Source organism: Acidovorax sp. A1169 (assembly GCF_030704685.1).
Classification (GTDB): domain Bacteria; phylum Pseudomonadota; class Gammaproteobacteria; order Burkholderiales; family Burkholderiaceae_C; genus Acidovorax.
Window position 1 is genome coordinate 1 of the sequence record NZ_JAUZDX010000045.1, and the last position, 10,532, is coordinate 10,532.

Below are 10,532 nucleotides of genomic sequence, written 5' to 3' on the forward strand. Positions count from 1 at the left end.
CACCTAAATACCTAAAAGGTTCTTGACCACCGTTCGCGAGATCTGTGTTTGGTACTGCTTCATGAATTCCTGGAAGTTTGTCTAGCTTCCTCAGCCCAGAGCGCGACTGTGGCGAGCTCGCTGAGCTGCAGCGCCTCCTGCTTTAGGCCGTAGGGGCGGGGTAGTACCGAAAGAATACGACGGCACTGTGTGCTGCCGAACAGAGGTAGCAATTCGTTTGCATTAAGGTAGAAATTCCACTCTATTGGAGACTACGACGATGCTACGAAAAGGCCTACCGATGTGGCGTACCGCATCAAGGAAGCAATCCATCAATGGCGGAGGATTCTCGACTCAGGCATGGCGCGGTCGAGAGTGCTCAAAGCAACACAAGCACGAGAACCGAGGCTGGGTGACCAATGCATTCGCTCAAGTCACTTCGCTCACATAAGCGAAAAGGTGCATAGCGCATTGCCGGTCGGTCCCAACTGCAACCATCTCGATGTGATGGATCACCGATTAGTGCCGAAACTCAAAATCGGCCAGATGGTTATTGCGGCGTTGCTTGAGCATGCCATTCATGCGGATGGAACAAGAGCATCCATTAAGGTCCATCTGATAGCGACGTCTTTGGATGAGCTCCCGTTGGCATTCATCCATGCCGGGGCAGACAGCGGGAGTTGCCAAGTCGATAAACCGCTTCAACTTGCTGAAGAGCCATGTGCTCTATCTATATTGGGCCTCGATTCTTCAAAGTCGCTTGGCGTGTTGCCATGGTTGATTGACAAGATCGAAACTGTACTGATCAAGGGCGTAAATTCAGGGTCTTCCGACCAGCAGTTCATTGACGCTGCGATTGGAAAGCTTCAAGAGGCTTGCCAATTGATCAACCGCTGCCGGCGCTATAGCCGTCTGGAGCTCAATGACGATGTCAATATTCAGATCACCCGACGAATCGCCGATGCAGGCGCTAAAACCTTCGTATCGGGCAGCGACATCTCAGGCACGCCGGGCAACCTTGAGGTCATCGAAGACATGCGTGCGGCGCTTGCATCGCACGATTCCGATGCGAAACCGACCCGACGTGCATCATGAAAATCGGCATCGCCTCGGACCACGGTGGCTTCCAATTGAAGTGCGAACTGACCGTAGCACTGCGACTGTCGGGTCACGAAGTCCAGGAATTCGGTGCCTGGCAACTGGATTCGGGTGACGACTACCCCGACTTTGTCGTGCCGATGGCGCATGCCGTTGCAACAGGCCGGGTGGACCGTGGCCTTGCGCTTTGCGGCAGTGGGGTCGGCGCATCGGTTGCGGCCAACAAGGTAGCGGGCGTGCGCGCCGGACTAATTCACGATGTATTTTCCGCTCGTCAAGGCGTGGAAGACGATGACATGAACGTCATCTGCCTTGGCGGCAAGGTCATCGGAGCTAGCCTAGCGTTCGAATTGATCGCCGTCTTTCTCGCAGCCCGGTTCAGCGGTGCTCCCCGCCACCAACGTCGCCTTGCGAAAGTGCGAGTGCTTGAAAACTTGGAACTACTTATGACTCCCAGTGAAGCCATCGAGCCTGTGATGCTGCAAAAGATCGACCGCTACTGGCGTGCTGCTAATTACCTTTCGGTCGGTCAGCTTTACCTCTACGAAAACCCTCTGCTCCGCGAACCTCTCGCAATGGCCCACATCAAGCCACTGGTGGTGGGCCACTGGGGCACAGTGCCGGGGCAAAACTTCATCTACGTGCATCTGAACCGAGTAATCAAAAAATACGACCTCAACGTGCTGTACGTCTCGGGACCGGGCCATGGAGGGGCGGCATTGGTCAGCAATGTGTACCTCGAAGGCACATGGAGCGAGGTCTACCCTGAGGTCACCATGGACGAGGCTGGCATGAAGAAGCTGTTCAAACAGTTCTCGTTTCCCGGTGGCATTTCCAGCCACGTGGCACCCACAACGCCTGGCTCCATACACGAAGGCGGCGAACTCGGGTACTCGCTGAGCCATGCCTTCGGTGCAGCCCTCGACAACCCTAGCTTGATCGTAGCCTGCATCGTCGGCGACGGGGAAGCAGAGACCGGATCGCTGGCGACGGCCTGGCATTCGAACAAATTCCTGGACCCGTGCACCGACGGAGCGGTACTGCCGATCCTGCATCTGAACGGCTTCAAGATCAGCAACCCTACAGTGCTTGCTCGCATCGGCAATGAGGCGCTCGAACAGTTTTTCTTCGGTTGCGGCTGGATGCCGATCTTTGTGGAGGGCGACGAGCCGCTGACCATGCACAAACTCATGGCCGAAGCCTTAGACAGCGCCATCGAGCGCATCGAGCATATCCAGGACGATGCGCGCAGCCGCAACCTGACTACCCGGCCGCTCTGGCCGTTGATCGTTCTGCGGTCGCCAAAGGGATGGACTGGGCCTAAAGAGGTCGATGGCCTGAAGATAGAGAATACCTTCCGCTCCCACCAGGTGCCGCTGCTGGTGAATCCGGATTTCCCAAACCACCTGCAACAGCTCGAACGCTGGATGAACAGCTACCGGCCCCAGGAGTTGTTCGATGAGCGTGGCCGATTGCGGCCCGAATTGGCGGCCCTGGCGCCCATGGGTGCGCGACGCATGGGCGCCAATCCGCATGCTAATGGCGGTCTATTGTTGCGTCCCCTCAAAATGCCAGACTTCCGCGTGCATGCTGTCCAGATGCCTTCTCCGGGCGAATTGCAGGCGCAGGACACGCTGGTGCTAGGTGGATTTCTGCGTGACGTAACGGCACTCAACCGTAACCAGCGCAATTTTCGGATTTTCGGCCCCGACGAGACGCTTTCCAACCTGCTAGGTGCAGTGTTCCAGGTAACCAACCGTCAGTGGGATGCCGAAACACAGAACAACGACGAATTTCTGTCCCGCGAGGGTCTGGTTCTCGACTCGATGCTGAGCGAGCACCAATGCGAGGGCTGGCTGGAAGGCTATCTGCTGACGGGGCGCCATGGACTGTTCAACAGCTACGAGGCCTTCATCCGCATCATCGACTCAATGTTCAGTCAGCATGCCAAGTGGCTCAAAGTCACGCGCGAGCTGCCCTGGCGCAGGCCCATCGCTTCGCTCAACTACCTGCTGACCGCGCACGTCTGGCAACAGGACCACAACGGCTTTACCCACCAAGACCCGGGCTTCATCGACCACGTAGTTAGTAAGAAAGCCGACATCGTGCGTGTCTACCTACCGCCTGACGCCAACTGCCTGCTCTCGGTCACCGACCATTGTTTGCGCAGCACGAATTTCGTTAACGTGGTGATCGCCGGCAAGCACGCAATGCCGCAGTGGCTGACGATTGGAGAGGCCATTGAGCACTGCACCGAAGGCATCGGCATCTGGAAATGGGCCAGCAATGACCAAGACGGCGAGCCCGATATCGTGATGGCCTGTTGCGGCGACACGCCCACGCTTGAAGTGCTTGCTGCCGTCTCTATCCTGCGCGAGCATGCACCGGGCCTCAGGATCCGCGTAATTAACGTCGTCGACCTGATGCGTCTTCAGTCCGCCAGCGAGCACCCGCATGGGCTGGAGGACACCGATTTCAATGATTTATTCACCTGGGACAGGCCCGTCATCTTCGCTTTCCATGGTTATGCCTCAGTGGTGCACCAACTGACCTACCGCCGTATGAACCGCAACCTTCATGTGCATGGTTACAAGGAGGAGGGCACGATCACCACGGCATTTGACATGCGCGTGCAAAACGAACTGGATCGCTTCCATCTGGTGCAAGACGTCATCGACAGCTTGCCGCATCTTGGCAGCCAGGTCGGGGACCTTAAACAGCTGACCCGGGACAAGCTTATGGAACATAAGCTTTATATAGATCAGCATGGCCAGGACCTGCCAGAGATTCGCAATTGGAAGTGGCAAACATGAGGCTAGCGATGACATCGCACATGCTGGTCGATACGGCCAAGGCCATAGTCGCAGATGGCAAGGGCCTGCTCGCCATGGACGAGAGCAATGCAACCTGCGACAAGCGCTTCGATGAAATCGATATCGCGCAGACCCAGGCGATGCGATGCGATTGGCGGGGCTTACTCATCACCACGCCGGATCTAGGCCAATACATCAGCGGCGTCATCCTGTACGACGAAACCTTCCGCCAGGCCACGGCGGACGGAACGCCTTTGGTCAAGGTGCTGCAAGACGCTGGCATCCTGGTCGGGATCAAAGTCGATATCGGCGCCAAGGCCCTGGCCTTGCATCCTACCGAGAAGGTGACGGAAGGGCTTGACGGCTTGCGCGAACGGCTGCGGGACTACGCCGCCATGGGCGCCCGCTTCGCCAAGTGGCGTGCTGTCATCGATCCTGCGCCGGGGGGCGCTTCTTCTCCCTCTGAGGCGTGCCTTCGTGCCAATGCACACGCGCTGGGGCGCTACGCAGCCTTGTGTCAGGAGGCCGGGCTGGTCCCCATCGTCGAGCCCGAGGTGCTCATGGACGGCGACCATACACAGGCGCATGGTCGCGAGGTCACCGAGAACCTGCTGCGCCATGTATTTGCGGCTTTGACGAGACAGGACGTGGTGCTGGAGGCCATGATCCTGAAACCGAACATGGTCGTAGCGGGACGAACCTGCGCTATGCAGGCCACGGTTGAGGAGGTAGCCGACGCCACAGTGCAGTGCCTGCGTCGCGCTGTGCCAGCAGCAGTCTCTGGTATAGCGTTCCTCTCGGGCGGCCAGTCAGGGGCACAAGCCTGCGCCCATCTGAACGCAATGCACACGCGTTTTAGGACCAGTAGTGCCGGTCCGCTGCCGTGGTCGCTAAGCTTTTCCTTCGGGCGCGCCCTGCAGCATCCCGCGCTGGAGATCTGGGCTGGCCAGGAGGCTCACCGCCATGCCGCGCAGCGCGAGCTACTGCACCGGGCCCGCTGTGCTAGCGCCGCAAGCAGCGGTCAGTATGACCCCGCCATGGAGGTGTGATGGACCCGACTCTGAAACTCTTCTTGGTCCGGCATGGCGAAACCGCTTGGTCGCTGACCGGTCAGCACACGGGCGTGACGGACCTGCCACTCACGAGCCTGGGCGAGCAGATGGCCCGCGCGCTGGCACCCATGCTTGGGAAATTGCCCTTCTCCCACGTTCAGACAAGCCCGCGACTGCGCGCGCGGGTCACCTGCGCGTTGGTTGGTCTGACCACTGCAGTCGAGATCGTCCCCGATCTAGCAGAATGGGACTACGGCGACTACGAAAGCTTGCGAACCTGCGAGATCCGTAAGCACTGCTCCGATTGGGACATCTGGCGAGATGGGTGTCCCAACGGCGAGTCGCCAGCTGAAGTGTCCGCCCGTGCGGACCGGCTCATTGAGCGCCTGCGGACCCTCGGGGGCAACGTCGCTCTTTTCTCGCATGGCCAGCTCGGTCGGGCGCTGGCGGCCAGGTGGATCGGGCTGAAGGTGGAAGAGGGCCGTCATTTCGCGCTCAATCCGGCCTCGATCAGCATCTTGGGCGTTGACCCAGACCATGCGCTTCGGCCGGTTATCACGCTTTGGAATGGCGGTCCCATCTCAGCGGAAGCAGCGTCATGCAGATCGGTGTGATCGGCTTCGGGCGCGTCATCACCGGCAAGCGCTGCGCTGGTTGCTTGGTGACCATGTTCGATGAAGTGCTAAGCGAGTCGGTACAGCTGTCGCAACCGCGAGATACCCGTCATCGACCGCGGCAAATCCAACTATCGAGACGACCTGCGGCGCGCTGCCGCACTCCGGCGAGGGCCCCTTGACGGCCCAACTGTCGCTGGCTCGCGGAGATCGTTGCACGAGCCCCACTTCCTAATCTAGCACTGCCATCCATGAACACTACCCAGACGCTCAACCAACTAGGCCAGAGCCTGTGGCTCGACAACATCACGCGTACGTTGCTGCGCAGTGGCACGTTGCCTTCATACATCCGCAACCTGCGCGTGACAGGCCTTACTTCGAACCCGACGATCTTCGAGCAGGCGATTGGCGGTGGCGACAGCTACGACGCCAGCATCCGTGTGCTCGACACGGCTGGCCATTTGCACAAGAACCTGTTCTTCGAACTTGCGCTTGAAGGCCTTGCGGAGGCGGCCGACCTGTTCCGTCCACACGTCGAGGCCACCGGCGGCATGGATGGGTGGGTGTCGCTCGAAGTGTCGCCGCTCCTGGCGCATGACGCGGTCCGCTCCATCCAGGCTGCTAAGCGCCTGCATGCGAAGGCCGGGCGGGCCAACCTGCTCATTGAGATACCGGGTACACCCGAAGGCCTCGACGCCATTGAGCAACTCATCGTTGGCGGTGTTCCGGTCAACGTTACCCTGTTGTTCTCCAGCGAACATTTCGCGGCTGCGGCGGAGGCGTATATGCGCGCTATCGAGCGGAGCCTGGCGGCTGGGCGCGATGCAAGGGTGGCGTCTGTGGCCTCGCTGTTCGTCAGTCGCTGGGACGTCGCAGTTTGCGATGAGGTTGCCTCGCCGCTTCGCAGCCAACTAGGCATTGCCATCGCCATGCGCACCTACAAGGTCCACTGCGAAGTGTTGTCATCGCCGCGCTGGCAGTGGCTCGCCGCAGCAGCGGCGCGCCCACAGCGCTTGCTGTGGGCCAGTACGGAATCCAGAGACCTAGTGGCACCGGACACGCTATACGTTCAGGCGCTGGCCGGACCCGAATCCATCATTGCGCTACCTGAGAAGACCCTGCTTGCCTTCGCCGAACACGGCAAGGTCGAGCGCAGCCTGCCGCCCGATGGGAGTTATGCCGAACTGGTGATCGCCGAGCTACGGCGAGAAGGCGTCGACGACGCCGCATTGGCCAAACGACTTCAGCGCGAGGGCGTGGAGGCTGTAGCCATTTCATGGCAGGCTTTACTCGCCCGCATCCGCGAGAAATGTACGGCGCCGTCGCCGCTCCCGCCGCCGGCAGCGAAATCGTGACCGGACTCAGTGCTACTTCGGCATGGCAGGCGCTGGCTTCCCACCATGTGCAGATGGGTGGCGTGGACCTGCGTGCACTGTTCGCGAACGATCCAGAACGCGGCACGCGCTTTACGTCCGAAGCCGCCGGGCTGTACCTGGACTATTCAAAGAATCGCGTCGACGCTCAGACCATGGGCCTGCTCGCCGCTCTGGCACGCGCGTGCCGCCTGCGCGAGCGCGTCGACGCTATGTTCAACGGGGATGCCGTCAACACAACCGAGCGGCGAGCGGCATTGCACACTGCCTTGCGGGCACCCTCTGGCCAGTCACTTTGGGTAGATGGAGTCGACGTCGTGGCCGACGTGCACATGGTGCTAGACCGCATGACCGCGTTCAGCGATCAGATTCGTCGTGGGCTTTGGCTAGGTCACACAGGCCAGCCCATTCGCAACGTCATCAACATAGGTATCGGCGGCTCCGACCTCGGTCCTGCAATGGCATATACGGCGCTGAGGCACTATAGCCAGCGCGATCTGAACTTCGCATTCGTCGCCAATGTTGATGGCGCTGCTCTGGCCGAAGCGACGCGTTGCTTGGACGCAGGGAAGACTCTGTTCATCATCTGCTCCAAAAGCTTCCATACGCCGGAGACGATGGCCAATGCACAGGCTGCTCGCTCCTGGTGCATAGCGCAACTCGGCGACGCAGCCGCGGTGGCGCGCCATTTCATTGCGGTGTCGGCAAACATCGAAGCGGCCTGCGCATTTGGCATCGCGCCAGAGCAGACCTTTCCTTTGTGGGACTGGGTTGGTGGGCGGTATTCCATGGCTTCGGCCATCGGGCTGTCGACCATGATCGCAATCGGCGCGGACCAGTTCCGGGACATGCTGGCCGGCATGCACGCCATGGACGAGCATTTCCGTCAGACGCCGGTCGAAAATAATATGCCAGCCCTGATGGGGCTACTGGCGGTGTGGAACAACAATTTCCTCGGTGCCCAAACACAGGCGGTGCTGCCCTACGCGCAGGACCTATCCCGCTTTCCGGCCTACCTGCAGCAGTTGACAATGGAGAGCAACGGGAAGCATGTCACCCACAAGAGCGTACCAGTAGGAGTGCAGACCTCACCCATCGTCTGGGGTGTGCCAGGCACTAATGGCCAGCACTCTTTTTACCAGTTGCTGCACCAGGGGACGCGGCTTGTTCCGTGCGACTTCATCGGATTCGGCCGCGGCGTACCAAGTATTGCAGGCGAGGAGGTCCATGACCATCGCCAGAACGACTTACTGATGGCAAATCTTTTCGCACAGGCCGAAGCCCTTGCGTTCGGCAGGACGGCCGATGGGCTGCGCGTCGAAGGGGTCGAAGAAGCCTTCGTGCCCTACCGTGTATGCGAGGGCAACCGGCCCAGCAACACGGTGATGGCGCACCGGCTGACACCGTACACGTTGGGCGCCTTGGTGGTGCTTTATGAGCACAGCGTCTTTACGCAGGCGGTGATCTGGGACATTGATTGCTTCGACCAGTGGGGTGTCGAATTGGGCAAAGTGCTGGCTGAGGGCATTGCCGCTGAACTGGCCGTGGCCGATTTGGATGTAGATGAGTCTGCCCCGCTTCACGACAGCTCAACCAACGCACTCCTGCGGCGCTACAGGCATTTGAGAAGAGAAGACAAATGAAACGCTTAGAAGTCCAGCGCTTGAGGTAGTGGCGCGAAGACAGTCCGCTTGCAGCAGATCATCCTGGGCTCTATTGACACTGACAGATGTGTGCAGGCGTTGGTTCGCAGCCCTACCAATGAGCGACTGACTTCGTGACGGTAGCCAATCTGAAGTCACGTGCGCAAACGTACAGACACCGTGCTTGGAAGCGGCGATATTGAGTGCTGGACATTCGTTTGCACCGCTTGTGGTTTGAGTCTGCTGACCCCTATTGAGTATTTGACTATCAACTGGAATTCAGCCGTTGCGCGCCGGTGCAATGCCAATAGCAAGCGGGGACCAAATTCTTGCAGAACTACCAAGGAAATTACATGAATACAAGCAAATCGATTTCAGCTACGAACGCCCTGATCGCAGCGGTATGTTTCACCTTAGGAAGCGGCTCGGCGATCGGCCAAGCCGTGGTCGCGAAGTTGCCCCAGTCTTGCACAACAGAATTGTCGGCCTTTGACAGTCAACTTCAGAAAGACGGCTACTGGCTTCACGGGGCCGGCTATGGCTTTGGCTATCCGGTATACGGCTATGGCTACATCGGAGGGTACTCAAGTGATTCCGTCGCAGCCACAGGGTACGGGAGTGTTCGGCCCGGCTACGAGGTCCGGACATTGATCGCATCGGCCCATATCCTGGCCCAGCGTGGCGATCAAACTGGATGCGACGGTCTCTTGCGCTCCGCCCGTGAGATCTACTCGCTTTACGCTGCGGAACTGCGCAGCGGCAAGGTGCCACGTATGGATGTGTCGGCGTGGCGACGCCAGCAGATTGCCACAGCCGTTTCCGTCACGGGTTCTGACAGCGCATTTCGCTCCGATCAACTGGTCGGAACGGCCATCGTCAATCCGCAAGGTGACGACCTAGGTAGTGTTGACGACATCGTAATGAGTCCGCAGAGCGGCAGGATCGCCTACTTGGTTATTAGTCGCGGCGGAATATTCGGCATCAACAAAAAGTACGTCCCAGTTCCATGGGATAGTTTCAAAGCTGCACCAGGCAATAAGCTGATGGTACTGGCGACTACGAAAGCTACGCTTGACGCCGCTCCACAAGTCAAGCATGACCAGAATTTCCAGGGGAATGCCTTTCTCGATGAAAGTATCAAGGTGAACGCCTTTTGGACTTCGCATCCAGCACCATTGTGAGCAAGCATCCTCCGATGACGTGGCATGAGTGCGCCCGCAATGTCGGGTGAGCCTGTAGAGCACGGACGGCTGCAATCGCGCGCAAGTCCGCTCGAAACACTTCCTGCGCAGCCACTATCGGTTGTGCGAAAGGGCAAGCACACGGCTAGACATTGGTCGCAGTGGATAGAAGTCGCAAGGCATAGCGCTTCCAAAATGCGGGGCATCGCGTCGAGGCGTTGGCACACACTCTTGCAGATGGCAGTCTCTATGGTGAGACCGTCTCGGTTAATCGATACCAAACATTCTGCCCGCCTGAACTTGCTGACCAATGGCCGCTATCACTTGATGATCACGCGAGAGGGCACGGGGTTTTCTCGGTGGGACAAGCTCGCGCTTACCCGCTGGTCTGATGATGCTGTAGGTGGCGGCTTGGGCAGTTTCTGCTACATACGCGACGAGTCCAGCGGGGTCGTGTGGTCGACAACACCACAGCCAGTCAATAAAGGAGAAGACGTCGTCCAAGCGAATTTTTCGGTGGGTCGGGCGTCCTTCATACGGCGCCATTCAAATGGCTCCCTTGACGTCACAGCTCGGACCGACATAGTTGTTGATCCCGAAAACGACCTCGAACTTCGCCGTGTGAATGTACACAACCTAAGCGGCGAGCTACGCACGCTGAGTGTCACAAGTTACCTGGAAGTGGTTCTGGGGAACGCAACAGCGGACGCTGCGCATCCTGCTTTCGAGAAGTTATTTGTCGAGAGCGAGTTGCTCCCCGAGTGGCAGGCGATTCTGTT

The 10,532-nt window shown here is 59.1% G+C and carries 8 protein-coding genes; all 8 read left to right on the plus strand.

Annotated features, from left to right (window positions below; all coding sequences use genetic code 11):
* Positions 1 to 282 precede the first annotated feature (282 nt).
* Positions 283 to 1,074 carry a ribulose-phosphate 3-epimerase gene (locus QYL93_RS31450; protein WP_305747363.1) on the plus strand — a complete coding sequence of 264 codons (792 nt, stop codon included), beginning with the start codon at positions 283 to 285 and terminating at the stop codon, positions 1,072 to 1,074.
* On the plus strand, positions 1,071 to 3,890 hold the full coding sequence (locus tag QYL93_RS31455; protein WP_305747364.1) for a phosphoketolase: 2,820 nt from the start codon (positions 1,071 to 1,073) through the stop codon (positions 3,888 to 3,890). Before QYL93_RS31450 ends, QYL93_RS31455 begins: the two co-directional genes overlap by 4 nt.
* Before the next feature lie 8 nt (positions 3,891 to 3,898).
* The gene (locus QYL93_RS31460; protein ID WP_305747365.1) at positions 3,899 to 4,939 is read left to right on the plus strand and encodes a class I fructose-bisphosphate aldolase; all 1,041 of its coding nucleotides are present in this window, start codon (positions 3,899 to 3,901) and stop codon (positions 4,937 to 4,939) included.
* Positions 4,939 to 5,556, plus strand: a complete 618-nt coding sequence (locus tag QYL93_RS31465) for a histidine phosphatase family protein (RefSeq protein ID WP_305747366.1) — start codon at positions 4,939 to 4,941, stop codon at positions 5,554 to 5,556. The genes QYL93_RS31460 and QYL93_RS31465 overlap by 1 nt, the downstream gene beginning before the upstream one ends.
* 251 nt (positions 5,557 to 5,807) lie before the next feature.
* Positions 5,808 to 6,911 (plus strand): transaldolase, encoded by a 1,104-nt coding sequence (locus QYL93_RS31470; RefSeq protein ID WP_305747367.1) that lies wholly within the window; start codon positions 5,808 to 5,810, stop codon positions 6,909 to 6,911.
* Entirely contained in the window at positions 6,866 to 8,572 is a 1,707-nt protein-coding gene (gene pgi / locus QYL93_RS31475; RefSeq protein ID WP_305747368.1) for a glucose-6-phosphate isomerase, read from the plus strand. Before QYL93_RS31470 ends, pgi begins: the two co-directional genes overlap by 46 nt.
* Positions 8,573 to 8,925: 353 nt before the next feature.
* Positions 8,926 to 9,753 carry a PRC-barrel domain-containing protein gene (locus QYL93_RS31480; protein ID WP_305747369.1) on the plus strand — a complete coding sequence of 276 codons (828 nt, stop codon included), beginning with the start codon at positions 8,926 to 8,928 and terminating at the stop codon, positions 9,751 to 9,753.
* A gap of 300 nt (positions 9,754 to 10,053) precedes the next feature.
* The coding region (locus QYL93_RS31485) for a hypothetical protein (RefSeq protein WP_305747370.1) at positions 10,054 to 10,532 on the plus strand (479 nt) is incomplete at its 3' end.

What these genes read in the sequence shown, in the direction of transcription:
- pgi (WP_305747368.1), top strand. Translation starts at nt 6,866, where the DNA reads ATGTACGGCGCCGTCGCCGCTCCCGCCGCCGGCAGCGAAATCGTGACC.
- QYL93_RS31480 (WP_305747369.1), top strand. Translation starts at nt 8,926, where the DNA reads ATGAATACAAGCAAATCGATTTCAGCTACGAACGCCCTGATCGCAGCG.
- QYL93_RS31455 (WP_305747364.1), top strand. Translation starts at nt 1,071, where the DNA reads ATGAAAATCGGCATCGCCTCGGACCACGGTGGCTTCCAATTGAAGTGC.
- QYL93_RS31460 (WP_305747365.1), top strand. Translation starts at nt 3,899, where the DNA reads ATGACATCGCACATGCTGGTCGATACGGCCAAGGCCATAGTCGCAGAT.
- QYL93_RS31470 (WP_305747367.1), top strand. Translation starts at nt 5,808, where the DNA reads ATGAACACTACCCAGACGCTCAACCAACTAGGCCAGAGCCTGTGGCTC.
- QYL93_RS31465 (WP_305747366.1), top strand. Translation starts at nt 4,939, where the DNA reads ATGGACCCGACTCTGAAACTCTTCTTGGTCCGGCATGGCGAAACCGCT.